This is a genomic window from Microbacterium sp. 13-71-7, assembly GCF_002257455.1.
Lineage (GTDB): Bacteria > Actinomycetota > Actinomycetes > Actinomycetales > Microbacteriaceae > Microbacterium.
This window is the reverse complement of sequence record NZ_NCKN01000009.1, coordinates 1-25,091: the sequence shown is the minus strand read 5'-3', so window position 1 is coordinate 25,091 and position 25,091 is coordinate 1. Positions and strand designations below refer to the sequence as shown.

21 protein-coding genes and 1 pseudogene are annotated in these 25,091 nt (G+C 68.2%); 16 read left to right on the top strand and 6 right to left on the bottom strand.

The features are described 5' to 3' along the window. Positions 1 to 23 precede the first annotated feature (23 nt). The gene (locus tag B7X32_RS01760) at positions 24 to 1,766 is read left to right on the top strand and encodes a GDSL-type esterase/lipase family protein (protein ID WP_292715165.1); all 1,743 of its coding nucleotides are present in this window, start codon (positions 24 to 26) and stop codon (positions 1,764 to 1,766) included. A 47-nt stretch (positions 1,767 to 1,813) separates the two neighbouring features. Here B7X32_RS01760 and B7X32_RS01755 read toward each other — a convergent pair whose 3' ends face one another. Further along, the gene (locus B7X32_RS01755; protein ID WP_292715134.1) at positions 1,814 to 2,416 is read right to left on the bottom strand and encodes an HD domain-containing protein; all 603 of its coding nucleotides are present in this window, start codon (positions 2,414 to 2,416) and stop codon (positions 1,814 to 1,816) included. Positions 2,417 to 2,725: 309 nt separating this feature from the next. Between B7X32_RS01755 and B7X32_RS01750 the strand changes: the two genes are divergently transcribed. The 11 genes and pseudogenes from B7X32_RS01750 (at position 2,726) to B7X32_RS01705 (ending at position 15,699) form a co-directional block, all read left to right on the top strand. Beyond that, the gene (locus tag B7X32_RS01750; protein ID WP_292715131.1) at positions 2,726 to 3,322 is read left to right on the top strand and encodes a hypothetical protein; all 597 of its coding nucleotides are present in this window, start codon (positions 2,726 to 2,728) and stop codon (positions 3,320 to 3,322) included. Beyond that, the gene (locus B7X32_RS01745; RefSeq protein ID WP_292715128.1) at positions 3,319 to 7,755 is read left to right on the top strand and encodes a DUF6531 domain-containing protein; all 4,437 of its coding nucleotides are present in this window, start codon (positions 3,319 to 3,321) and stop codon (positions 7,753 to 7,755) included. The genes B7X32_RS01750 and B7X32_RS01745 overlap by 4 nt, the downstream gene beginning before the upstream one ends. A 12-nt stretch (positions 7,756 to 7,767) precedes the next feature. Next, positions 7,768 to 7,851 (top strand): annotated as a pseudogene (locus B7X32_RS21025) (hypothetical protein); the annotation flags it as partial. A 24-nt stretch (positions 7,852 to 7,875) separates the two neighbouring features. Further along, a complete protein-coding gene (locus B7X32_RS01740) occupies positions 7,876 to 9,465 on the top strand; it encodes an RHS repeat-associated core domain-containing protein (protein ID WP_292715125.1) in 1,590 nt (529 codons plus the stop codon). 16 nt (positions 9,466 to 9,481) lie between these two features. Continuing rightward, on the top strand, positions 9,482 to 9,724 hold the full coding sequence (locus B7X32_RS01735; RefSeq protein WP_292715121.1) for a hypothetical protein: 243 nt from the start codon (positions 9,482 to 9,484) through the stop codon (positions 9,722 to 9,724). 69 nt (positions 9,725 to 9,793) lie between these two features. Further along, entirely contained in the window at positions 9,794 to 10,060 is a 267-nt protein-coding gene (locus B7X32_RS01730; protein ID WP_292715118.1) for a hypothetical protein, read from the top strand. 246 nt (positions 10,061 to 10,306) lie between these two features. Then, positions 10,307 to 10,975: an Imm52 family immunity protein gene (locus B7X32_RS01725; RefSeq protein ID WP_292715115.1), complete on the top strand. Its 669-nt coding sequence runs from the start codon at positions 10,307 to 10,309 to the stop codon at positions 10,973 to 10,975. 463 nt (positions 10,976 to 11,438) lie between these two features. Next, positions 11,439 to 11,930, top strand: coding sequence for a hypothetical protein (locus tag B7X32_RS01720; protein WP_292715111.1), 492 nt, complete (start codon positions 11,439 to 11,441; stop codon positions 11,928 to 11,930). 209 nt (positions 11,931 to 12,139) lie between these two features. Then, positions 12,140 to 12,790 (top strand): ComEA family DNA-binding protein, encoded by a 651-nt coding sequence (locus tag B7X32_RS01715; RefSeq protein WP_366246935.1) that lies wholly within the window; start codon positions 12,140 to 12,142, stop codon positions 12,788 to 12,790. 47 nt (positions 12,791 to 12,837) lie between these two features. Continuing rightward, positions 12,838 to 15,150: a ComEC/Rec2 family competence protein gene (locus B7X32_RS01710; protein ID WP_292715160.1), complete on the top strand. Its 2,313-nt coding sequence runs from the start codon at positions 12,838 to 12,840 to the stop codon at positions 15,148 to 15,150. Positions 15,151 to 15,234: 84 nt separating this feature from the next. Continuing rightward, the gene (locus B7X32_RS01705) at positions 15,235 to 15,699 is read left to right on the top strand and encodes a MarR family transcriptional regulator (RefSeq protein ID WP_292715108.1); all 465 of its coding nucleotides are present in this window, start codon (positions 15,235 to 15,237) and stop codon (positions 15,697 to 15,699) included. Between the two features lie 80 nt (positions 15,700 to 15,779). On the opposite strand, the gene B7X32_RS01700 is transcribed toward B7X32_RS01705, so the two are convergent. Then, the gene (locus B7X32_RS01700; protein ID WP_292715105.1) at positions 15,780 to 17,180 is read right to left on the bottom strand and encodes an aminomethyl transferase family protein; all 1,401 of its coding nucleotides are present in this window, start codon (positions 17,178 to 17,180) and stop codon (positions 15,780 to 15,782) included. A 233-nt stretch (positions 17,181 to 17,413) separates the two neighbouring features. On the opposite strand from B7X32_RS01700, the gene B7X32_RS01695 reads away from it, so the two are divergent. From B7X32_RS01695 to B7X32_RS01680, 4 genes are read left to right on the top strand one after another with little or no spacing between them, the layout of a single operon-like run. Further along, positions 17,414 to 18,169, top strand: a complete 756-nt coding sequence (locus tag B7X32_RS01695; RefSeq protein WP_292715102.1) for a PIG-L deacetylase family protein — start codon at positions 17,414 to 17,416, stop codon at positions 18,167 to 18,169. After that, positions 18,166 to 18,864, top strand: a complete 699-nt coding sequence (locus B7X32_RS01690) for a 4-carboxy-4-hydroxy-2-oxoadipate aldolase/oxaloacetate decarboxylase (protein ID WP_292715099.1) — start codon at positions 18,166 to 18,168, stop codon at positions 18,862 to 18,864. Before B7X32_RS01695 ends, B7X32_RS01690 begins: the two co-directional genes overlap by 4 nt. Next, complete coding sequence (locus B7X32_RS01685) at positions 18,854 to 19,942, top strand: PrpF domain-containing protein (protein WP_292715096.1); 1,089 nt, start codon at positions 18,854 to 18,856, stop codon at positions 19,940 to 19,942. The genes B7X32_RS01690 and B7X32_RS01685 overlap by 11 nt, the downstream gene beginning before the upstream one ends. A gap of 37 nt (positions 19,943 to 19,979) precedes the next feature. Beyond that, positions 19,980 to 20,975: a VOC family protein gene (locus B7X32_RS01680; RefSeq protein WP_292715093.1), complete on the top strand. Its 996-nt coding sequence runs from the start codon at positions 19,980 to 19,982 to the stop codon at positions 20,973 to 20,975. Between the two features lie 15 nt (positions 20,976 to 20,990). On the opposite strand, the gene B7X32_RS01675 is transcribed toward B7X32_RS01680, so the two are convergent. From B7X32_RS01675 to B7X32_RS01660, 4 genes are read right to left on the bottom strand one after another with little or no spacing between them, the layout of a single operon-like run. Continuing rightward, positions 20,991 to 21,572: a PadR family transcriptional regulator gene (locus tag B7X32_RS01675; RefSeq protein ID WP_045272603.1), complete on the bottom strand. Its 582-nt coding sequence runs from the start codon at positions 21,570 to 21,572 to the stop codon at positions 20,991 to 20,993. Between the two features lie 42 nt (positions 21,573 to 21,614). Next, a complete protein-coding gene (locus B7X32_RS01670) occupies positions 21,615 to 23,015 on the bottom strand; it encodes an aminomethyl transferase family protein (protein ID WP_292715088.1) in 1,401 nt (466 codons plus the stop codon). 35 nt (positions 23,016 to 23,050) lie between these two features. After that, the gene (purU, locus tag B7X32_RS01665) at positions 23,051 to 23,935 is read right to left on the bottom strand and encodes a formyltetrahydrofolate deformylase (RefSeq protein ID WP_292715085.1); all 885 of its coding nucleotides are present in this window, start codon (positions 23,933 to 23,935) and stop codon (positions 23,051 to 23,053) included. 10 nt (positions 23,936 to 23,945) lie between these two features. After that, the gene (locus B7X32_RS01660; protein WP_292715157.1) at positions 23,946 to 24,752 is read right to left on the bottom strand and encodes a methylenetetrahydrofolate reductase; all 807 of its coding nucleotides are present in this window, start codon (positions 24,750 to 24,752) and stop codon (positions 23,946 to 23,948) included. Positions 24,753 to 25,091 lie beyond the last annotated feature (339 nt).

Genomic DNA, 25,091 nt, shown 5'->3' with positions numbered 1-25,091 from the left:
AAGGAGCGCGCGCCCTCCGGGTGATGCGGCGCGTGCTCGGCACGGCGGTGATCGTCGCGCTGGTCGCGGGCGGAGGGCTGCTGCTGGTCTGGCAGCTGCCGCGCCCCATCAGCGACACCAGCGCGATCGGCGTGCTCTGGCACAAGCACAGCGATGAGCTGGGGGCAGCATGGAATCGTGAGACCTGCGCGAAGGGGGTGTGCCGTCAGGACTACCGCGGCGGCACGATCTACGCGGCGGTCAAGGGCGATGCGCACATCGTGCACGGCGGCGCGGTCGGCGAGGCGTTCGACGAGCTCGGCGGCGTGGCGCGGCTCGGGCTGCCGATCGCGGAGCAGAGCGGGCCCGCGGATCGCCCGTGGCAGGCGTTCCAGCGCGCGGGCGTCTTCGCGAACGAGGACGACGTCCCGACGCTCGTGCGCGGAGTCTTCTGGCAGTCGTGGCTGCGCTTCGCCGAGGAGCGCGGAGGGCTCGGGTTCCCGAAGGGCCCCGAGCACAAGGACCGCCGCGGCACGCCGGTCCAGGAGTTCATCAACGGCGTGATCTACCTGCGTGACGGTGCGCCGGTGCCCACGATCTCGGACATCGCGGCCGCGCATCGTCGTGCCGGGGGCGCATCCGGTCCGCTCGGATACCCGAAGGGCACTCAGCGCGCGTTCGGCGATCGCCTGGTGCAGCAGTTCGACGGGGGCGAGGTCTGGTGGTCCGGGGGCACCGGAGCCGCGTCGGTGCAGCCGCCGTTCCTCGCCGCCTACCACGAACGCGGCGGCGCGGACGGCTCCCTGGGCGTGCCCACGGCGGAGGCGTCCCGGCTCGCCGGCGGCTCGATGCAGCCCTTCCAGGGCGGTGTGCTCTACCGATCCGACAGCGATGGGGCGATCCGTGCGACGACCGCGGGCGACATCCAGCAGCGGTACGAGGATCTGGGCGGTCCCGAGGGCGAGCTGGGGCTGCCCACCGGCGACAAGGTGGACGTCGCGGGCGGGCGCTATCAGGCCTTCGCCGGCGGTGCGCTGCTGTGGCACGAGGGAGCGGGGGTGTTCCGCCTCGATGCCGCGAGCTTCGCGATCTGGATGGCGGATCCGGCCCGCTTCGGATGGCCGACGAAGGACACCTGGACCGACGAGCGGGGAGTCCACCAGGACTGGGAGAAGGCGCAGACCGTGCTGCGCGAGGGACGGCTGCTCACGGTCCCGTCGACTCCGGTCGACGCGTCGACGGCCGTGCTCCTGTGCGATTCGCAGTGCAACGGCAATTCCTGGATCGAGCAGGGCGCGCGCCGTGCCGGATTCTCGAACATCGTGAAGTTCGGATTCGGCGGGTCGGGGTATCTCGCGCCGATCAGCGGCCTGGGCGCAGGCTTCACGGAGAGCGTGTCGCACAGCACCCTGCTGCTGCCCGAGGGCGACCCGGGTGTGGTCATCGTCACGCTCGGCGGCAATGACGCGGCGCAGAAGCGTCCCGCCTCGGACGTGGCGGCCGCGGAGGAGCAGCTGATCGGGATGCTGCAACAGGCCTACCCGAATGCGGCGATCGTCGTCGACGGCGTGATGAGCCGCAGCGATGCCGCCCATGCCGCGCGGCGCGCGATGGACGCGGCCGTGACCGAGGAGGCGCGGCGGCTGGGCGTCCACGCCATCTCGGTCGCCGGGTGGGTCAGCACCTTTACGGCGCCGCAGGCCGACAACGTGCACCTGACGCAGGCGGGGCACGACAAGATCGCCCCGCACTATGCGGACGCGCTACGGGCAGCCCTCGGGCGCTGACCGGCTCTCGTCTCGAAGGGTCCTCCGCGCGCGGATGCGGGATCCGGTCAGATCCGCTCGAGCGGGTTGTCCGCGAGCTTGTCGACGAGTCCGCCCTCGACGAGACGGCGCGCCTGGCTGTACGGCTTTCGCTCCGCCTGCTGCTGCACGCAGTCGCCGAACTCGGCGGCGAGGCCGAGCCGCGGGTACGCCGCCAGCACCTCGCGGCGGAACTCGAGCGGGATCTCCTCATCCCGGCGCCCGGAGATGTCGAGACCGGTCGACGTCTCGAGCAGGTATCCCTCGACGTCCTGCGCAGGATCCACGGACGGCCAGTTGTGCCGCACGATGATCTCGTTGACGCGGCGCTGCCGCTCCACGGACCATCCGGCGCCTGCCGTCAACGCCTCGCCCACGAAGCCGCCCGCCTCCTCGTAGCCGAGCACGTGGTTGTCATACGCCGGCGCGAGCCCGATGTCGTGCAGCACTGCGCCGGTGTAGAGCAGCTCATGGTCGATCCCGCGGTGTCCCTCCACGATCGCGAACGCCTCCGACCACAGCCAGCTGCGCAGCACGTGATTGACCAGGGCGGGGGACTGGAAACGGGTGACGAGCTCGTGGGCCCCGCGGGCCGCAGCGGTGTCGGGAGGGAGGAAATCGTGCAGGCGCATGGCGGCTCCGAGTCGATCGTGGGGTGAGGCCAGCGTATCGCTCGGTCCGGCGGCAGCTCCGTGCAGCGGGCCCGTGCGGCCTGCGCAACGCAATGATGAGCCGGATCTGGTCGGCAGATCAGAGTCGAAAACAGCGGATCCATGACGCGGTGTTATCGACTCTTGATCGATCTCGGAGATCTTTTTGCACCAAGGCGGAAATATGCCGATTCGGCTTGGTCGCCTTCTGTCGCGCCCCCTAAGCTCAGCGGTGAAACTGCCAGGCGTCTCATAGCTTCGGCGGTTCGACCGGAGACATCGGGGGATGCCGTGGGCAGTGACGTGCGTGAAAAATCCAGTAGCGAGGGGGCGACTGGTCGTCGCGTCTTGTGGTGGGCGATCGGCGGTGGGGCCGCAGCCGTGGCCGTTGCGGTCGCCGGGGTGACCCTGTCGAGTGGGCTGCATCCGACGACCGGGCGGGGTGAGCCTCTTCAAGCTCTGCCGACGGGGACGCCGCGACCTGTCCCGACGGATGCGTCGCTGATCGACGACTCCTCGAAGGCGACGTCGGTGGATGGTGTCTGGTCCGACGCGCGCTCCGGGGTGGAAGCGAAGGCGCTGACTCGCAGCGATTGTCTCGATGACGCCGCAAGAACGTATGCGGAGGCCGCCGTGAAGGCGGGCGGCACGGGCGAGAGCCCTGCTGTTCCGAAATCGGACTGCGGGGGCGACACGACCTTCGGGTATGTGCTCGGGTTCGACGAGTCCGGTCTGTCGCAGGCGACGGCGGCGTTGACCGCGACGAAAGGCAAAGTCTCTCCGTTGGTGGCGGAGGGCGAGCGGGAGGTGGGCTGGTCGTTGGTGCCGTCCAAGGGGGATACCGGCCACGTGAACGGCTACGTCCTGGGCTGGGCGGTGTCGAAGTGAGCCGGCGGTGGCTGGCGGCGGTCGTGATCGCCGCGGTCGCGGCGTCGACGTTGTCGGCGGCTCCGGCCTTCGCAGCGGCGAAGACGCCGACCGCGAAGGTGGTCCTCGATCCGGACAACGATTTCTCGCATGCGGTGTGGGACGGGGTGTCATATAGCGAACTGCCGATCACGGCGCAGATCGCGAAGGATGTGAAGACGCAGCTCGAGGGGCTGTGCGACACGAGCGTGCTCATCACCAGGGACGCATCTACGCCGAACGTGGCGGAGGCTGACCGTGCGGCTGAGATGGCGGACGCGGATGTCTCGCTGACGATTTCGCTGAACAACCTGACCGGCACCCCGTGGGGCACGGCGTCGGACGGCGGCGCGATGGCGTACGCGACGATGTTCTCGAACAATGTCGCGTTCGCGCAGAAGACCTCGGACGAGTGGACCCGGTTCACGGGGCGTCCGTCGGCGGGCGTGAACCTGGGATCCACGAACGGCCAGGAGCGCCCGTACGCGGAGTTCCGGAATCTGCCGGGCACGTACGCGCAGACGTTCTTCGGGTTCATGGACCACAACTTCGACTGGCCTGCCATCGACGGCACGTATCAGGGCACGAAGTACGGGTTCGAGATCGACGCGATCGTCACGGCGATCGGCCGGCAGCTGATCGACCAGGGGATCACGTGCGGTGACGCGTCGGCGGGGCAGTCAGCATTCCCGACCGTGCCGTCTCAGGCCGAGCTCGACGATTTGTTCCGCCTCGGTTTCGAGAACTGGCAGCGCTATGGCTCCGATCCGGTGAACTTCGGCACCGGCAACTTCCTGCAGAAGGCGGATGTGTTCACGGTGACCGGCCCGGGCGGGTCGAAGACGCCGGTGGAACTGACCTACAACTCGATGGATTCGCGGGTGGGGGCGTTCGGGCGTGGTTGGTCGTCACAAGTCACTGGCGGCGCGCAGACGTACTCGGACGGATCGGTGCTGGTGACGTATCCGGACGGACACACGGTCGCCTTCAGGCGGAACGCCGATGGCTCATATCAGCCCGCGAACGCAGGCATCTACACCAAGGCGACGTCGGACCTGCCCGCACCGACTGACACCGCGCTCGTCTCGGGTCAGGCGGCGAAGCACATCACCGTGACCGAGCCGGACACGTCGACGATGGTGTTCGCCGTGAACCCGGTGACCGGCAAGGGCGATCTTGAGAAGCGGACGGACCGGCAGGGTCACGTCTGGGCCTACGCGTACGCATCGTCGACGTGGACGTCGCCGGTGCCGAAGACGCAGTGGCCGGTCGCTCCCGATGGCACGTCTGGCGGCCCGGTCATCGCGCCGGTGACGCTGACGGTCAATGGCCCGCTCGCGTCGGTGACGGAACCGGGCGGCCAGGCGATCGGGTTCGCCATGAATGCGGACGGGCGCATCGAGAAGGTGACGCGACCGGACGGTGCCGTGTGGTCGTTCGCGTACTCGGGCGACCAGCTGACATCCATCACCGACCCGCTCGGTCATGCCGCGACCTACGGGTATGACGACAAGAAGCGAATGAGCACGGTGACGGCGGCGGACGGTGTCACGTTCGTCACGAACACGTACGACGACCAGGGTCGGGTGGTGAAGCAGGTCAACGGCGATGGGTCGATCTCGACGCTCGCGTACAACGGCAACGACACCGTGTACACCGACACGACGGGTGCGAAGACGACGTTCACCCGTGACGACCAGGGCCGTGTGGTGAAGGTCGTCACCCCGTTGAACAACGCGATCAGCACGGGATATTCGAACTGGGATACGTCATCGAAGACCGACGGCAACGGCAAGACGACCTCGTACTCCTACGATGCGCAGGGCCGTCCGGTGCAGGTGTCGAACGCGGACGGCACGAGCACGAAGGTCGCCTACACGGCGGCAGGTGACGTGGCGAAGACGACGGCGGCCGACGGCGCGGCGACCACGTACACGGTCGACGCGAAGGGACGCGTTACAGGAGTCACCGGGCCTGACGACGCGGTGTGGGCGTCCACGTTCGATGACGCAGGAAACCTCACCTCTCGGACAGACCCGAATGGCAACGTCACCGCGTACACGTACGACGGGCACGGGAACCTGACCGGCATCACGGACGCTGCGGGGGGAGTGACGGCGCTTGCGTACGACGCGGCCGGCAGGCTCGTCTCCGCCACTGACCCGACCGGGGCGGTCTCGACACTCGCGTACGACACGATCGGGAACCTCACTTCGCGGACGAACGCCGACGGCGCCGCGACGACGTATGTGTACAACGCGACGAACAAGGTGGCGAGCGTCACGGACGCGAATGGCGGCGTGACGACCTACGCATACAACAACGGCCTGCAGGTGAGTTCTGTCACAGACCCGGCCGGCGGCATGACGACGTATGGATACGACAGCGAGTACCGGCGCATCTCGGTCACGAACGCCGATGGCGGGGTGACGAAGTACGAGTACAACGGCGAAGGCCTTGTGACGAAGGTCACGGACCCGAACGGTGGCGTCACAGCGAAGGAGTACGACGCCAACCAGAACCTCACGAGGGTGACTGACCCGACCGGTGCCGTCACGGCGTATGCCTACGACGCGATGAACCGCCCCACCGCCGTCACGGACGCGAAGGGTGGCAAGACGACGTACGGGTATGACCAGGCTGGTCGCATCATGAAGGTGACGAACGCGAGCGGCGAGTCGACCGAGTATTCCTACGACGCCGCGGGCCGCGTGACGAAAGTCACGGACGCGACAGGGGCGGTGACCAGCTACGCGTACGACAAGGCGGGCAACGTCACCGGCTCCACCGATCCCAACGGCCGGACGACCACGACGGCCTACGACACGTTGAACCGTGCCGTGTCGGTGACCCAGCCCAGTGGTGCGGTCATCGGGTATGAGTACGACGCAACGGGCCGGGTGACGAAGAGCACCGATGGCGCTGGACGATCCACCGACTACGGATACGACTCGGCCGGGCAGCTGACCTCGATGACCGACGGTACGGGAGCGGTCACGAACTACGCGTACGACCCGGTGGGGAACATCACCGGGATCACCGACCCGCGCGGCGGAACGATCACCCTCGGGTACACGCCCACCAACCAGGTGAAGGCGCAGACGGACCAGAACGGGGACACGACCCAGTACGCATACACCGCGGCAGGAGTGCTCGCGCAGGAGACGAACCCGCTCGGTGTCGTCACGACCTACGGGCATGACAAGAACGCGAACCTGACCCAGGTCGTCGAGAACGCCAAAGTGGGGGCGGACGCGACGGTCGACACGAACGTCACCACGAACTACGCCTACGACCCGGTGAATCGGCTCACGCAGGTCACGGATTCGAAGGGCGGGAAAACCGGATACGAGTACGACCCGCTCGGGGCGCTGACGAAGTCCACGAATCAGGTCGGCGACACGACGAGGTACACGTACGACGCGGCGTCGCGCACCAGCACCGTCACCGATGGCAACGGGAAGAAGACGACCTACAGCCGTGATGCGGACGGTCGCATCACGAAGGTCGCTCCGCAGGGGGCCGACTCGGCGACGTTCACGTACGACAAGGCCGGGCAGCTCACCCAGATGGTCGACCCGACAGGCAAGACCACCTGGTCGTACACGCCCGATGGGCTGACCGCGTCCGAGACCACGAAGGACGGGACCGCGGATGCGAAGGCGGTGACCTACGCGTATGACGCCGGCGGCGCACGCACGGGATTGACGTATCCCGACGGCAGCACAGTCGCCTACGCGCTGGACGGTGCGGCGCACGTGACCGGCCTGACGGATGTGACGGGAACGACCATGTACGCCTACAACGCGTCGGGCCTGCTGACGACCGCGAATCGTTCCAACGGCACGGCCAGCACCTACGCGTACGATGCGGTCGGCCGCATCACCGACATCCTGCACACCGGCTCCACGGCCACCAACCCGGATGCCAAGAGCGCGGCCGCCGTCAGCGCGCCGATACCGGCCGATCCGTCACCGAACACCACGGTGACCCCGGGGGCGGATGTCGCACCCACTCCGGTCGCACCGACGCTCGCGCCGTCGACTCCGGCGGCATCGGTGCCTACACCGAGCCCGTCTCCGACCTCCACGTCGAGCGCCAAGAGCAAGGGGAATGGCGCCGGCAACGGGTGCGGCAACGGCGGGACCAAGCCGGGCTGCCCCGGAGCCACGCCCACGCCCACGCCGACTCCGACGGTCAGCCCCACGCCCAGCCCGACCCCGTCGACGCCGTCCGGCGCGACGGACGGACCCGGCTGCGGTAACGGGGGAGTGACGCCGGGTTGCCCGGTGGCCGCGCTCACTGCGGCGGATGGTCTGCCGCTGCACCTCGCGTACACGTACAACGCCGCGGGGAACACGACCCAGCAGGTGCAGGAATCGGCGACGAAGAACCTCACCACCGACTACACGTAGGATCCGCTCGGACGCCTCACCGGTTCGACGCGCACTGATGGGGTCAAGGCGACGTACTCATACGACGCGAACGGCAACCAGACCGGCGGGACGGACACGGATCGCCTCACCGGCCAACTCGTGAACTTCTCCGCGACGTTTAACCCGGCGAACCAGCTCACCGAGCGCAAGACGGACCCATCCGCGGGGCTCTCGTTGGATGGTCCCGCATCGACGGTCGTGAAGAACACGTTCGACAAGGCGGGGAACCTGACGGTCCAGGCGACGGATTCGACACGGCAGGTGAACGGCAACTCCGGACACACCGAGACGACCACGGTGACCGCGAAGAACACGTTCGACTACACCGGCCGGCTCCTGACGCAGGCTCGGGACGACGGTCAGACCACGGCATACACGTACGACGGTCTGGGCCGGACTGCCACGCAGGCCCTGCCGACCGGGCTTGCCGACGACAAGAAGAACAAGAAGAACGGCAACGGCGTCGGCCCCCACAACACGGGGTGCGGCATCGGCGGCACCACTCCGGGCTGCCCCGGAGTTGGCGACCTCACGATGTTCGGCGGAAAAACCGCACGGGTATTCCACGACGGACTCACCCCCATCGCCTGGACGACCAGCGACCTGTCTACGAACCTCGTATACGGCCCCCAGGGACCTGACCACCAGGTCACGACAACCGGCTCTGGCACGACGAGCTCATGGTTGTACCTGGACCGCCAGGGCACGGTGCGTACAACGGCCGGTGCGGATGGCGCCACGACGAGTGCGTCGGCGTACACCGACTTCGGCGTTCTCGAGCCCGCAGTCGGCACCCTCTACGCCGGCGCAGGAACCGAAGCCGCACCCGGGCAGGAGGACAAGCTCTCTGTGGTGCACCTTCCGGTCACGACGACCCGCACTCCCGTTGGTTACACGGCTGAGCAGGCGAACCCGGTGGCCGGGCTCGGGCACTATTACGCCCGCGACTACCAGCCTGGGATGGCCGCGTGGCTGTCGGCTGACCCGTGGATCGGCGACTACACCTCGCCGGGAACGCTGAACAAATACGTGTATGTACTGAACAACCCGAGCACGTTGGTAGACGTGCTTGGTAACCGGCCCTGCGCATATGAGTACAACAACGGTTGCCACGACAAGCCGCAGTACATCGCACCGCCTACGATGCCGGCACCTTACGTCGCGGAACCCTACGTCGCCCCTGTTGACTACTCAGATGCCGATGGGGGTGCGGCAACGCCCGCGACCGATAGATCCAACCCTCGCGGCAACAACGACAACTACGGCTGCCCGCCTGGAACGAGAAAATGGGACAGCCAGTACACTGACGGGCAGTGCATCCCCGATGATGTCTACGATCGCTACGCAGGACCCTCGTACGAAGAAATCGGAGGTGCAATCGCGTGGGTATGGGAAAACTTCGGCATCTCACTCTCCGGCTGCCTCTTCATTTGTTTCGAGATCGGTTTGGGTGGCGGGTTCACGATCGGAATCGGCGTCGGCGCTAAAGCGGATGCCGCAATATCGATTGGAGGCGGCAACGCACCAGACGGTGGCACGATCAAGGGTGTATGTTCCGGCGAGTTTGGGCCAGTTGGTGTATACGGCGAAGCCGGACTAGGGTTTAACGGCCAAAGGTTTGGGGGCGGTGGCTGGAGTGGCGGCGTTGGTGCTGGTTGCAGCGTCATGATCAACTATCGGTTTGGATAGGCTCGGAGAATCAAAAATGACGGCTGAGAACTATATCGCAATAATCATCGGCGCTATTGCGCTGATGTGTGGACCGATTGTAATTATCTTTAGCGAAAAGATATATCGAGTCATTGCCGATACTAACCGTGCGCTGGGTGGCGGCGTGGGTCGCGCTGCGGCAAGAAGATCTAGTCCAGTTTGGATCGGAATCTGGGGTGGTGTATTGATGTTCATTGGCGTCGGTGGGATTCTTGTCGGCATCTTCTCGCGAGGATAGCCTGATAATGATGCCAATCATGTTTACCGTCGCGAGTCTTGCCGGTCTCCTCGGCGGTGAGAGCAGTTCATGACGACGAACGTCTCGCTTGTCTTCATCGCAGTCGGTGCCGCGGTATTAGCCATCGGCGCGTTGATGATGGTGTTTCGGATGCGCGTATTGAGATTCGTGAGTGGGCGATTTGAACGCGTCTACCGCGAGGACGACCTATCGAAACACGAGTCCCGCGCCCGGATGCCCCGAATGTGGATGCTCCTGATCATCGTGAGCGGGCATCTTGCCTTCGGCCTCCTGTGCATCATCATTGGGTTCGCGAATCTAAATCGGCCCGGGTAGAGCAATGGTGGGCGGGGCGCGTTGCTGTCCGGAGCGCGCGTTTGCGAAATGACCAATTCGTGGCCTGGTTCAGCAAGAAGGACGATATCGTGGATCAGGCGTAGCGCCAGACGCAGGCGGCGGGTGGAGGTCAAGTAGTTTGGTCAGTAGCTGAGTCGGAAGCCGCGAATGCGATCCGTAACCTCTTCATTAAGAGAGGCATCAGGGGGATTGGTGTGATATATGTCGCGCCGAAATGAGTGATCGATGAGAAGTTCCTACATAGGTGCATATTGGGGTCGGCGATCACAGCCCCTCGAGGAGTGTGCTTCGCAACTGCATCGCTTTCTCAAGCGGCTATCGATCCTTGACTCGTCGCTCGAGCGGTGGTTCCTCACGGGCAACTCGAGAGCGGAAGCGAGCCAGCAGATTCAGATTGACCCGCATGATCTGCAAGCGCTGCTAGAAAAGGGGCGGAGTAGACGTGATGTTGGAGGCCGCGCAATCGGCGGACTTGGCGTCCACTTCGACATGTGGAACGGTGTGGACGACTCAATCGGTTTGGGAGGAACGCTGGGTGCATATCCCTCCACGAACCTCTTGAGCAATTCCATTGCCCTAACCCTCCCACCGCCTGACGTGATACCCGGCCTATATCGGCCCGCGATCGCGCGAGAGTTGATGCTCGCATTCATCGAAGAATGGTCGCCGGACTGGGCAACCTGGTCATCCTTTGACTGGGTCTCGGGCCTGGAAGCGATCGGGAACCGCCCAATTGCAGGCTGGAAGACATACGTCACCTCAACGCGGTGGCGGTATGCGCGAGATGTGAATGTCGAGCGCGGAGTAAATGGCGGTGATCTGATTCTGATGTGTGACTCAATCACGGACGTCTCCATAAATGAGCTTCAAAGGTTGCAGAAGCAGCTACGCTGACAGATTTCGAGTGGAAATTGTCAATGGGGTGCCCCGGATTGGAACTGCATCTGTCTCATGAATTGCGAAGATTGCGCAAGGCACCTGGATCACGATATTGTGGCTCTCGTTGCGTATGTAAGCTCACAGTTAGACGCGTCAAAGAGCCTTGAAGTACAGGCCAACTTGGCTATCGTTGAGAAGTACTCCAGCACAATGATTGACGTTAACGTACCCGCGCCGGCTCCCATCATCGATCTGCCAGACGGCCCTATCCCTGGTAGGTTTCTTGTCTATCGAGCGGGCAAGCTATCGGGCGAGGTGCTCGTCTGGGTGAAGGCGGGGCGGCTTATCGGGCTTGAACAAACTTGGTACGATAATCTCCCCGAATCATGGCCCGCAATATCAGATTTGCGCCTAGCGTGACTGCGGCGTTGAAGAGTAGACGAGCAACCTTGCTCGTGATCCTTGGGGGGGGGGATCAATGATTACTGAACCGAGCATTGGCGGTGTCGTCATGGACGATGCCGAGATCAAACGGCATGTGGACGACATCGCGCGATTCGTGCTCAGCCGCCCGGTCGGGCTGATCGTTCTCGTTCTCGGACCGCTCCTGTGGGTGTGGACCGGGCTGATGTACTCGTCGGTCACCTGGCAGCCGCTGATGGTGGCGCTGGTCGGCTCGATCCTGTTGATCGTCCTCTTCGTCGTGATGACGCGGAGGTCCGCTTCTCGCGTCGTGCGGGCGCAGTATCCGGTGGGCTCACGCGTGGTGGCCGAGGTCGACGGCGACGTACTGTGCACGCGGACGGCACTGAGCCGCGGCGAGACTTCCTTCGCGTTACTGGCCGGAGTGCTCATCGTAGGCGGCACTGTTGTTTTGAAGCGCAAAGGCGGCTCGTTCGTCGCGGTGCTTCCCGCGGCAGCGTTTTCCGAAACCGATCTCGGCGCGCTGCAGGCGGCCTTCGCTGGGTAGATCAGCCCTCTGCACGTGAACAGGCATGGGTGTGCTCGATCGATGATCTCCGTTGAGGATCCGAGATCCTCCTACGGCGCCCGTCTTGCGTCCTTCGAAACGGTGGCGGAGCGTCGTACTCGTCCTCCACAGCGCCCGTATTGCGCGGGATCCGCACCGGTTGCGTGACGTCGTCTCCGGTGGCGATCGCGCGCGCATAGCGTCGGCGTGTGAGTGAGCAAGCGGAGACGGAGGAGGCAGGCCCGATGGTCGTGGTGCGCGCTCCACGGCGGTTTCGCCTGGGGCTCGGTGCGGCCGTGGTGGTCGGGCTCGTGGCGGTCTCGGTGGCGGTGGGCATCGGCCTGCTCAGCCGGGCGACGGTGCCGGAGGGGATCACGGTGTCGCCATCGCCACGCACCAGCGGCTCAGCGGTCTCGGCGGGCGCGGTCTACGCGCACGTGCTGGGGGAGGTGGCGAAGCCGGGCCTGTACGTGCTCGATGACGGCGCGAGGGTCGCCGAGGCGCTGGCGGCGGCCGGAGGCACCCTGCCGACAGCTGACCTGGCCGCGGTGAACCTCGCCCGCACGGTCGCCGACGGCGAGCAGATCCTGGTCCCGGCGGTCGGTACGGCAGGTGCTGCACCGGGCGCGGCGGGAGGCTCCGGTGCGGCGGGCGGGGGAGCAGCGGGCGGACTCGTCGACCTCAACACGGCCGATGTCGCGGCCCTCGACCAGCTGCCCAGGATCGGCCCCGCGCTCGCCCAGCGCATCATCGACTGGCGCACCGCCAACGGGCGTTTCACGAGCGTGGACGATCTCCTTGGCGTCTCCGGCATCGGCGAGAAGATGCTGGCGGGGATCCGCGACCTGGTGCGGGTATGACAGCGCCGGATCCGCCGTCTCCGAGAGGTCGGCTGCGCGACGTGCGCATGGTGCCCGTCGCCGTCGGCGCATGGGTGATCGCGCTCCTGGTCTCATTCCTACCCGGGACGGCCGGGACGGTGATCGCCCTCTCGGCAACGGGGATGGGGATCCTGCTCATCGTGTGCCGCTTCCGGGTCCGCACCGTGGTCGCCCGCGCCGGGCCCCTCTCGATCGTCTGCCTGACCGTCGCCGCGGCGATCGTCGGCGCCGCGGCAGCCGCGACACCGGCCCGAGAGCAGGCCGCCTCACTGGCAGGGCACGCGGTGACCGCGGAGGTGAGCGTGCGATCGCTTCCTTCGATCGGCGCGGACGGCCGGCTCTGGGCCGACGCAGACGCGTTCCGGCTCGGTCCGGGTGATCAGCCCGCTCCGCTCCGGGTGCCGGTGCGCATCGGGATCCCGCCCGACGCCGGATCCGCCACCCTGGGACCGGGGACGGTGCTGCGATTCACGGCGCAGACGAAACGCACAGATCCGGGCGAGCGAGCGGCCCTCGTGCTGTTGGCGAGCGGGGCGGTGGAGCAACTGTCGCGTGGCGGCCCGGTCGAGCGGCTCGCCGGCGATGTGCGGGCGGCGTTCATCGAGCGCGCAGGACGTCTGCCCGAACCGGGGTCAGAGCTGCTTCCGGGGCTCGCGGTCGGCGATGTGCGAGCCGTGAGCGACGAGCTCGATGCCGCGATGAAGGCCAGCGGGCTCTCGCATCTGACCGCCGTGAGCGGCAGCAACCTCGCGCTCGTGGCCGCGGCAGCGTTCGGCGTGGTGGCTCTATGCGGCGGCGGCAGGGTGCTCCGCATCGCCATTGCGGTGGTGGCTCTCGCCGGGTTCGTGGTGCTGGTCACGCCGCAGCCGAGCGTCATCAGGGCGGCGGCCATGGTCGGAGTCGCCCTCACCGCGTTGCTGCTCGGGCGCCCGCGGGCGGGCCTCTCGGTCCTGCTGCTCGCGGTTACGGTGATCCTGCTCGCCGATCCGCATCTCGCGGCCGCGCCCGGGTTCGCGCTGTCGGCCGCGGCCACAGGCGGTCTCATCGTGCTCGCCCCTCCATTGGCACGGGGGCTCGCGCGTCGGTTGCCGCGACCGGTGGCGCTGGCGATCGCTGTCCCGCTCTCGGCACAACTCGCCTGCGGTCCGATCATCGCGCTGTTCGCGGCCCAGCAGTCCCTCGTCTCGGTGCTGGCGAACCTACTGGCCGCACCGGCATCGCCGATCGCGACGGTGCTCGGCCTGCTCGCCTGCCTCGCCATGCCGCTGCCGCCGCTCGCAGACCTGTTCGCGGCCGCGGCCTGGCTTCCCTCGGCGTGGATCGCGCAGACCGCGGTGACGACCGCGGCGCTGCCGATGGCCACGATCGAGGCGCCGGCCGGCATCGGCACGGCGCTCGTGGTGGCGGCGCTCAGCGCGGGAACGTTCCGGGTGATCGCGCCGCACCGTCCGCTTCGCACTCCGTGGCGCGCCATCGTCGGCGGCGCCCTCGCGGTCGTGATCGGCGCGGGGACGGGCTGGGGCATCGTCGCCGGTCCGGTCGCGCTCCTGCAGCGCCCGACGGACTGGGCGATCGCCCTGTGCGACGTCGGGCAGGGCGACGCGGTGCTCGTGCGATCGGCCGGCCGCATGATGCTCATCGACACGGGGCCGGAGCCGGAGCCGCTGCGGCGCTGCCTCGACGGACTCGGGATCGCGCGGCTCGACCTGCTGGTGCTGACCCATTTCGACCGCGACCACGCCGGGGGCGCCGACGTGATCGTCGGGCGGGTCGATGTCGTGCTGCACGGACCGGTCGACACTCCCGTGCATCAGCGCCGGCTCGATCGGCTCGAGGCCGGGGGAGCGGACGTGATCCAGGCGGCGGCGGGCATGGCGGGGCGCCTGGGAGATGCGGACTGGCGCGTGGTCTGGCCCCGTCGCGACGAGAAGGTCTTCCCTCCCGGGAACGAGACGGGCGTGATCCTCCAGCTCGAGGGCAGAGGCGTTCCGCGGAGCCTGTTCCTGGCCGATCTCTCGGCCGCGGCGCAGGGCGCGCTGCGACGGCTCGCACGTCCGCACGATGAGAGCGTCGTCAAGGTCGCCCATCACGGCAGCGCCGATCAGGATCCGCAGCTCTACGAGGATCTGGGTCCCGCGCTGGCCCTGATCTCCGTCGGCGAGGGGAACGACTACGGGCACCCGCGTGCCTCAACGCTGGAGATGCTGCAGGCACTGCGTGGGCCGGTCCTGCGCACGGATCAGCGCGGCATGATCCTGGTGTCGCAGCAGGAGGCGGGGCTGCGCGTCTGGGCCGAGCGCGCCGCTCCGGCGGACGGTCCGCCGAGCCGTCCGCCGTGATCGGTGACCGGAGGCCCGGTGCGGCGTATGCGCGGCGGACGCGCGAAAGCTAGCCTGTATCCGGGGTCGCGAGGAAAGGTCTTGATGGAAGGCACGAACTTCACATATGTCATCAAGCAGCTCGAGCTCGCGCTCCGTCCTTATTTCGAGGAGGTCTGCGCCCAGGCCGGCATGACGATCGCGCAGTTCACCGCGCTCACCGTGCTGGAACGGCGCCCCGGCATCACGAGCTCCGAGCTCGCACGGCGTTCCTTCGTTCGCGCGCAGACGATGGCCCAGACCATGGACCCGCTCCTGGACGCCGGCCTGGTACGTCGGGAGCGCGATCCGGACCACGCCCGACGCCTGCTGCTCTTCCTCACGGATGAGGGGGCGGCGGCGGTGGCACGCACCGCCCCGCGCCTTGCCGAGCTGGAGAGGCTGCTGACGACCGGCTTCGCGGAGGAGGAGACCGCGGCCCTGGCCGACTACCTCCGCCGGGCGCGCCGTACGCTCGAGTCGCACACGCTGGCCGAGTTCCGGGCGGGCGCCACGGACCTTGTGCCGTGAGCGGGGCGTGACTCCGCAGGGCGTGACTCCACGGGGCCGTGATCCCCGCGGCCCCGCGATGTCGTCCCCGTCGCCGACTCTCAAGCGCCGGTCGTGCGCCACCCGCCCTGGTATTCGGTGCGAGCCGTCACGGCGTAGGGCACGGGGCTGACCACGGCGCGTACCGCGAACTGCTCGTGCGGCTCGACGGTGGTCTTCTGCGAGCCGCCGTCCGGCTCGCCCCAGACGACCCGCACCTCGGCGCCGATCGGCACGTCGTGGTCGACCGTCGCGAGCGAGAGCCCCCGCCGCTCGTTCGCGGTGACGCCGGTGAACAGGGAGAGCCCGACGTTCTCTCCATCGGCGTCGATCACCGCGTCGTAGTTCGAGGAGCCGTAGTTCGCGTTCGGAAGGTCGAAGAACTGGTAGCCGGGACCGTTCCGGTCGATCGCGCTCGCGAGGATCTTCGCGAGGTCCTCGTCGTTCCAGGCGAGCGTCACCTTCTTGCGCTGAAGCGCCGGATCGAGCTTCTCGAGGGCGTCGCGCCCGATGAAGTCGTGATCGAACTTCACGAACGAGCCGTACCCCAGCTCCCACGGGTTGAGGTAGTAGTCCTCGATGTCCTCGGACACGAACGACCCTGCAACCGCGTTGACGGCCTCATAGCTGGTCGCCGGCAGCCACTCCCGGTAGGCGCGCTCCGCCTCGCCCGTATAGATGGCGGGCAGCGGTGAGGGGATCCATCCCGACTCCAGGGTGTTCGAGGAGTACGCACGGGACCCGCAGGGCTCGATACCGAACTCGCGGCCTGCCTCGAGGATGGCGTCGCGGATCTTCCCGTGCTGCGCGTAGGGCCCCCACAGTTCGAGGCCGGGGGCTCCTGCCATGCCGTGCCGGAGCGTGCGCACCTGCTCCCCGGCGATCGTCATGTGCCCCATCCGGAAGAACCGCACGGGCTCCACGGGGCCGCCCGCGAGCTTCTCGATGATCGCCCAGGCGCTCGGCCCCTGGATCTGGAAGCGGTAGTACTCGCGATGCACGGCCTCGCCGTAGGGGCGCGACGGCGATCGGTCGTCGTAGCGGAACTCGACGTCGTAGCGGCCGGTCTCCGCGTGGAACTGGAGCCAGTTGGCGCCGGGGGCGCGGCCGACGTACACGTAGTCGTGCTCGGCCTCGTGGAACAGGATGCCGTCGCCGATCACGCCGCCGTGCGATGCGGTGGGGACGAACTGCTTCGCGGTGTCGACGGGGAAGTTCGCGAACGAGTTGATGCCGGTCTCCGAGAGCAGGCGCAGCGCGTCCGGGCCGGAGACGAAGAAGTTCACCATGTGGTGCGTCTGGTCGTACAGGACCGCCGTCTCCCGCCACGCCTTCTGCTCGCGGCGCCAGTTCGTGAACTCGGCAGGCACGACCGGGTAGATGTACGTGCCGAGGGGCGAGTCGCGCAGCATCCGGACCGCATCGCCCTTCTCGTCGAGCAGTTCCTGCAGGGTGCTGGCCATGGTGTCTCCCTCGACATCGATCCGGCTGATCGACGCCGTCGTCGGCCCGATCTGAGGCCTGATGGTACGGAAATCTGATCCCTCTGTCCATAGGTAAAGTGAAGAGGGAAATAATTGGTGACAAGATTGGCGACAATCCTTGACGCTGAGCGAGACGCTGTGCTTGTGTGGGGCCCGGCGCGGCGACGAGTGGCGCCGGCCGGCCGGATCCGGCGCGGAACCCGAGGAGCACCATGTCGCAGAGCGAATCCTGTTTGGTCGTGGTGAGCGCGCACGCGGGCGACTTCGTGTGGCGGGCCGGAGGCGCCATCGCGGCGGCGGCGATGCGCGGCGAGCGCGCGGTCGTGATCTGCCTGTCCTACGGGGAGCGCGGGGAATCGGCGAGTCAGTGGCTTGCCGGCAAGGGGCTCGATGAGATCAAGGCGATCCGGCGGGCCGAGGCCGTGGACGCGGCGCGCGAGCTCGGCGCCGAGATCGAGTTCCTCGACCTAGGCGACTACCCGCTGCGGGAGTCGTCCGAGGCGGTCGCGGCGCTGGTCGACGCGTTCCGGCGCCTGCAGCCGACCGTGCTGCTGACCCACCCCCTCGCGGATCCGTACAACGGCGACCACCCGGCGGCGGCGAGGATGGCGCTGGAGGCGAGAGTGCTCGCCCAGGCGATCGGCGTCGCGAACGCGGATGGCGGCTATCCGGGGCCGGAGGACGTCATCGGCGCACCGCCGGTGTTCTTCTTCGAGCCGCATCAGAGCGAGCAGTCCGGCTTCACGCCCGGCGTGCTGCTGGACATCACCATGGCGTTCCCGCGCAAGCGGGCGGCGATGGAGCGCCTCCCCGCCCAGCGGCACATGTGGTCGTACTACACCGACCTCGCAATGCGGCGCGGAGTGCAGCTCAAGCGCAACGCCGGTCCGAACCTCGGCCTGGCCCACGAGACGATGGCCGAGGCGTACATGCGCTACTACCCCCAGGTCACGGACGTGCTGGCATGAGCGCCGTCATCGTCACCGACATCGCGCGCGCCGAGCGCGCACTCGTCGACGCGCTCGCCGCGTTCGGTTCGGCGACGGTGCACGAGGCCCTCGGCCGGATCGGCTGCGCGGGTGCGCGGATCCGACCGATCCAGGAGGGCGTGGTGGTCTCCGGCAGTGCGATCACGGTGCTGCCGGCGCCGGGGGACAACCTCATGGTGCATGCCGCGATCGAACAGGCGCAGGAGGGCGACATCATCGTGGTGGCACCGGCGTCGGAGTCGCCGCACGGCTTCATCGGGGAGCTCATGGCGACCCAGATGCAGGCGCGAGGCGTGGGCGGCTACGTGACGTCCGCCGGGGTGCGCGACGTGGCGGAGCTGCGGGCCATGCGGTTCCCGGTGTGGACCGCGCACATCACCGCACAGGGCACCGTGAAGGAGACGGCGGGATCGGTGAACGTGCCGATCGTGCTCGACGACGTCGTGGTCGAGCCCGGCGACATCGTGGTCGCCGACGACGACGGCGTGACGATCGTGCCCCGCGCGCGTGCGGCCGAGGCGCTGGACGCGGCGCGGCGGCGGGCGGAGCGCGAAACCGCGGCGCGCGAACGCTACCGGGCCGGCGAGATCTCGATGGACGTCGGGGGCCTGAGGGCAGTGCTCGACCGGCTCGGCGTCGAGCGCCTCGCTCAGCGGAGCAGCGATGCGCGCTGACGCCGCCCGCGGCGCGCACCCCGGCGGCATCCGCTGCATGCTCATGCGCGGCGGGACCTCGAAGGGGGCGTTCCTCCTCGCGGCGGACGTGCCGGCCGATCCCCAGGAACGCGACGACCTGATGCTCCGACTCCTGGGCAGCCCGGATCCGCGGCAGATCGACGGACTCGGGGGCGGGCATGCGCTGACCTCCAAGGCGGCGATCGTTTCGGTCTCCGAGGATGCGGACGCGGACCTCGACTACCTCTTCCTGCAGGTCGGCGTCGACCGCCCCACCGTCGGCGACGCGCAGACCTGCGGCAACCTCCTCGCCGCGGTAGGTCCTTTTGCGGTCGAGCGCGGGCTGATCCCGGCCGGCGACGACGGGACGACCACGGTGCGCATCCGGCTGCGCAACACCGGTGGCATCGCGATCGCCGCGTTCGCGACCCCGGGCGGTGTGCCCGATTACGACGGCGACGCGGCGATCGACGGGGTGCCGGGCACCGCAGCGCCGATCGAGCTCCGGCTCGGCGTCGGGGCGGGTCCCGTCCTCCCGACCGGCCTGGTGTCGCAGACGATCGCGGGGCACCGGGTGACGCTGGTCGACAACGGCATGCCCGTCGTGCTGGTGGACGCCGCATCGCTGGGCGTGTCGGGGGACGAGGATCCCGGCGAGCTCGAGGCCGACGCCCGGCTGTGCGCGGCCGTCGAGGGGATCCGCCGCGAGGCCGGACCGCTGTTCGGCCTGGGAGACGTGACCGCCCAGACCGTGCCCAAGGTGGTGCTGCTCTCGCCGCCCCGGCACGGCGGGACGATCTCCACGCGGGCCTTCATCCCGTTCCGCGTCCACGCGTCGCTCGGTGTCCTGATGGCGGCCTCGGTCGCCGCGGCCCTCCGCATCCCCGGCGCCGTCGGACACGACCTGGCCCGGCTGCCCGCGGGGTCCGAGTACGACATCGAGCACCCCGCCGGCGTGCTCCGCACCCGTGTCGACGTCACACGAGGGGAGGACGGCGCCTGGCGGGCGTCGTCCCGTTCGACCCGTACCGCACGAAAGATCTTCGACGGCATCGTCTTCCCGCGTCCGCGTCGCTGACGCCGGATTTCACACGACCAGAGCAAGGACGGATCCCATGGCGACCAGCGACAACTTCGATCTCGCCCACCTCGGCGCGATCGAGCTGCACACCCCGAAGTTCGAGGAGAGCCTGCACTTCTTCCGGGACATCTGCGCGATGCGAGAGGTCGCCAGGGTCGGCGACTCCGCGTACCTGCGCTGCTGGGACGAGTACCAGCGGTACACGCTCAAGCTCACGGCCTCCGACACCAACGGGGTCGGGCGCACGCTCTTCCGCACTACGAGCCGGGAGGCGCTCGAACGCCGCGTGGCCGCGATCGAGGCGACCGGCCTCGGGCACGGCTGGCGCGATCCCGAGGTCGGCGTGGGCCCGTCCTACGAGTTCGAGGATCCGGACGGGCACCTCATGGCGCTGCACTACGAGACCGAGCTCTACGTGCCGGACGACGAGGACCGGCCCGCCCTGAAGAACCAGGCCTCCGCCTACCCGGGGCGCGGCATCAACGCCCGCCGGATGGACCACATCAACTACCTCGCGAGCGACGTGACCGCCGCGGGGGAGTTCTGGGCCGATGTCATGCGCGCGCGGGAGTCCGAGCGGGTGCGCCAGGACGACGGCCGGTTCGCCGCGCGCTGGTTCCGGTTCCATCAGAAGTCCTACGACGTCGTCTACTCCGCGGACTGGACGGGCGCCCGTGGCCGCTTCCACCACTTCGCGTTCGCGCCGGACTCCCGTGAGGACATCCTGAAGGCGGCCGACATCTGCCTCGAGAACGGGATCCACATCGAGTACGGACCCTACAAGCACGCGATCAACCAGACGTTCTTCCTCTACGTCTGGGAGCCCGGGGGCAACCGCATCGAGTTCGCGAACGCGCAGGCCAGGCTCCTCCTGGACCCGGACTGGCCGGTCGTCGAGTGGAGTCAGGCCGAGCGCGCCAAGGGGCAGGCCTGGGGCATGAAGACCGTCGCCACCTTCCACACGCACGGCACGCCGTACGTGGAGAACCAGGAGGAGATCGATCGCGAGGCGCTCGCCGGATCCCGCTGAGGCCGGTCGCCCGCGCTAGTCGCCGAGGCTGTCGACGAGGTCGAGGCCGCGCCGAGCCCAGGCGATCTCGAGCCGCGCCCGCTCGACCAGGCCCTCGTAGGCGAACCTCTTGTAGGCGATCGTGCGCTCGCGCTCGCTGTCCGGCGTGACGTTCAGCCGCCGCGTCAGCATGGGGTTGCTGAGATTCTCGATGTGGGTGAGCTCGCCCTCCCACTGCTCCAGCTCGCCCTCCCACTGCGCGATGTGCCGGCGCAGGAAGTCCCGCGCGGCCTCGGGCGTGGTGTTCTCCAAGTAGGCGGCGCGCAGGTGCGCGGGGTCCCGCACGCGCTGGTAGTCCAGGGGCGTCTGCATCCACGCGAGGTAGTCGGCATCGCCGGCGGGGGTCACGGTGTACATGCGCCGCGTGCCGCGCTGGCCGCGGGCCTGCTCCTCGCCCTCGATGAGCCCCGCGGCCTCCATCTTGCGCAGCTCGGGGTAGATCTGCGAGTCGGGGGCGTGCCAGACGTGGCCCACCGACTGCGAGAACTGCTTCTGCAGGTCGTATCCCGACAGCGGCCCGACGCGCAGGATCGCCAGGATTGCGTAGCGCAGACTCATGCGGTTCCTCCCGCGTCGAGCCTACTGCCGGGATGACGGTATTCAGCTCCGGTAGCCGGTGCGCCACCCGCCCTGATACGTCTGCCGGGCGACCGAGGAGTACGGCGTCGGGCTGACGACCGCGCGCACCGCCAGCTGCTCGTGCGGCTCGACGGTCGCCTTCGCGGTGTTCGGTCCTTCGCCCCACAGCACACGGAGCTCCGCGCCCTCGGGGACGTCGGGTGCGACGGTCGCGAGCGAGAGCGCACGGCGCTCGTTCGCGCTGTATCCGGTGAACATCGAGAACCCGACCACGTTGCCGTCCGCGTCGACGACCGAGTCGTAGTTCGCCGAGCCGTAGTTCGCGAGCGGCAGGTCGAAGAACTTGTAGCTGGGCCCGTCCACGTCGAACAGCGAGCCGAAGATCTTCGTCATGTCCTCGGCGTCCCACGCCAGCGTGACCTTGCGGCGCTGCGTCGCGGGGTCGATCCGCTCGAGCGCGTCGCGACCGATGAAGTCGTGGTCGAACTTCACGAAGGATCCGTAGCCGAGCTCCCACGGCGTGAGGTAGTAGTCCTCGATGTCCCCGGACGCGAACGAGCCGGCGAGCGTGCCGGTGGCCTCGTAACTGTCCGCGCCGAGCCACTCGCGGTAGCCGCGCTCCGCCTCGCCGGTGTAGATCGCGGGGAGCGGGGAGGGGATCCAGCCCGACTCCAGCGTATTGGACGGGTACGCGCGGGATCCGACCGGCAGCAGCCCGAACTCGGCGCCGGCGGCGACGATCGCGTCGCGGACGCGGTCGTGGTCCTCGTACGGGCCCCAGACCTCCAGGCCCGGTGCTCCCGCCATGCCGTGGCGCAGCGTGCGCACCTGGGCGCCCTCGATCGCCATCGTGGACATGCTGAAGAACCGCAGCTCCTCGAGCGGGCCGCCGTTGAGCTTCTCGATGACCTGCCAGGCCTTGGGACCCTGGATCTGGAAGCGGTAGTACCGACGCGACACCGGATGCCCGTACGGACGCGACGGCGAGCGCCGATCGACCGTCACCTCGAGGTTCCCGTACCCGCCGGTCTCGCCGTGGTACATCAGCCAGTTCGAGGCGGGTGCCCGGCCGACGTAGACGTACTCGTCCTCGGCCTCGCGGAACAGGATGCCGTCGCCGATGACGTGCCCCGAGGCGGTGGTCGGCACGTACTGCTTCGCGCGGTCGACCGGGAAGTTGGCGACCGAGTTGATCGCGGTGTCGCTGATCAGGCGGATCGCGTCCGAGCCCTTCAGGAACACGTTGTCCATGTGATGGGACTGGTCGTACAGCACGGCGGTGTCGCGCCAGGCACGCTGCTCCTTGATCCAGCTGCTGAAGTCGGCGGGCACGACCGGGTAGATGTACGACCCGATCTGAGAGTTGCGCAGCAGTTCGACGGGGTTGGTCTCGTCGATCAGCTGCTGAAGGTTGTCGGCCATGGAAGCCCTCTCTTGTTCTTTCGTGGTGGTCGGGGTCAGGGGCGGTCGGTGAAGACGACGGTCTGATTGCCGTTCCGGATCACCCGGTCCTCGGCGTGCCACTGCACCGCGCGGGAGAGCACGGCGCGCTCGACGTACGCGCCCCTGGCCTGCAGGCCCGCCGCGCTCATCGAGTGGTCGACGCGGGCGACGTCCTGCTCGATGATCGGGCCCTCGTCGAGGACCTTGGTGACGTAGTGGCTGGTCGCGCCGATGAGCTTCACGCCGCGCTCCTTGGCCTTGCGGTAGGGGGCCGCGCCGATGAAGGCGGGCAGGAAGGAGTGGTGGATGTTGATGACGGGCACGTCGACCTCATCGAGGAACTCCTCGGAGATGATCTGCATGTAGCGGGCCAGCACGAGGAAGTCGACGTTGCCCTTCACGAGCTCGAGGATCCTGGCCTCCGCTTCGGACTTGTCCGGCCCCTGCGAGGGCACGTGGAAGAACGGGATGCCGAAGGAGCGGACGTCCTCCGCCACGTTCGTGTGGTTGCTGATCACCATCGGGATCGTCACCGGCAGCTCGCCGCGCCTGTGGCGCCAGAGGAGTTCGAGCAGGCAGTGGTCGCTCGTGGACGCGAGCACGGCCATCCGCTTCGGCACGGACCGGTCGGTGAGCCGCCAGGACAGCCCCAGCGGCCCGAGCGTGGCGGCCAGGTCGGCCTCGAGGTCGGGGATCGCCGCGGACAGGTCGGCGCGGTGGAAGACCACGCGCTGGAAGAAGCCTCCGCCCTGAGGGTCGTCGGTGTACTGATCCAGCGAGACGATGTTGCCGCGGTTGCGGGTGATCAGGGCGCTGACCGCCGAGACGATCCCCGGCTGGTCGGGGCCGTGCACGATCAGGCAGGCGTCATCGCGCAGCCGCTCGACGTGGAGGGTCATCCTGGTCTCCTCAGTCGCGGGCGGCGACGAAGTCGCGCGCCCACGCCGACGTGGCGAACAGGCCGCCGAACGTGTAGAAGTGCAGTTTCACGGCACCGGTGCCGGCGTCGGCGGCGAGCCGCGCGGACAGGTCGGAGACGAACGCGTCCGGCCCTGCGGTCCCCATCAGGTTGGTGAGCGAGAAGCCGTACTTCTTCACGATCATCGCGTTCGCCCCGATGCCGAACCGGCGGGCGAACCCGAGGAGCCGCTTGACGCCGGCCGGTCCGGGCGTCCCCACCCGGATCTCCGAGGCGATCCCGCGCGCGCGGACCTGGTCGATCCAGGCCAGGACCGGATCCGTGTCGAAGGCGAACTGGCTGAGGATCACGGCGTCCAGACCCTGCTCCGTGAGCACCGCCGACTTGCTCTCGAGGTGGCGCCAGAGCTCGTCGTCTCCGATGTCGGGGTGTCCCTCGGGATAGCCGGCGATCGAGACCTCGCGGACGCCGTAGTCGAGCAGCAGGCCGGTGTAGATGACGTCGAAGGCCGAGGCGTACGGTCCGTCCGGCGTCGCGGGATCCCCGCCGACGACGAACACGTGATCCGTCGCACCCGCCTCCTGCAGCCGGCCGAGGAACTCCTCGAGCTGCGCGCGCGACCGAAGCCTGCGGGCGGAGATGTGTGGGACCGGCACGAAGCCCAGGTCCCGGACCGCCTTCGCGGCGGCCACGCGCATCTCGAGATCCTCATTGCCGAGGAACGTCACGTTGATCTTGGTCCTCGCAGGGATCGTGTCGCGCGCCTCCTGGAGCGCCGGGACGTCCTTCCCGGTCATCTCGAGGGAGAAGTCGTCGACGAGTGCGCGCGCCGCGATCGGGTTCGCGACGGGTGTGGTGCGTGACACGGATCGGCATCCTTTCGGCGGGTCCGCGCGCGGCTCTGCGAGCGGAACGGTCCGGCCCTGTTCGACGATGAACGGGCCTGCGGTCAGAATACCTATGGTGATAGGTAATGGCAAGAGGTAAATCCATGATGCGACGAAGCCCACTCCCGCGTCGTCCCCATCAGCGCACGCCATGGGCTCCGCTGGCGGGGACGAGGCAGATCCCACCTCGCGTGGTCCCTGTCAGCGGACGCTATGGGCTCCGCTCATGGGGACGACTCGGAAGTGGGG